At 60.8% G+C, this 283-nt stretch carries 1 protein-coding gene; it reads left to right on the forward strand.

The window, feature by feature from the left end; all coding sequences use genetic code 11:
* The first annotated feature begins 80 nt into the window (after positions 1–80).
* On the forward strand, positions 81–230 hold the full coding sequence (locus tag QM841_RS42955) for a hypothetical protein (RefSeq protein ID WP_283336805.1): 150 nt from the start codon (positions 81–83) through the stop codon (positions 228–230).
* The last annotated feature ends 53 nt before the right edge of the window (positions 231–283 follow it).

A 283-nucleotide genomic window follows, 5' to 3' on the forward strand; every position in this document is an offset into this window, starting at 1 on the left:
GTCGACGGGGCGCTGGCCCCCGATTTCTCGGACGAGGTCCTCGCCGCGTCCTGCGGCACCCGAGACACCAAGGAAACCTCATGATCACAACACTTTTCAGAACACTCGCAACACCGCTGGCAGTGTTCCTCGACCATGTGATGGTGCCCCGGCGGACGTACGAGTTCTTCGGATACCTCGACGAGTACGGCAACGACCTCCAAGCCCCGGTCCACCAGGCGGCGATCTGATGTATACCGAATTGTTGGCGAACATCGCGATCCTGGTGTTGTCCGGGTTCGTG

The sequence above is a fragment of the Rhodococcus sp. IEGM 1307 genome (assembly GCF_030056915.1).
Taxonomy (GTDB): Bacteria; Actinomycetota; Actinomycetes; order Mycobacteriales; family Mycobacteriaceae; genus Rhodococcus_F; species Rhodococcus_F opacus_D.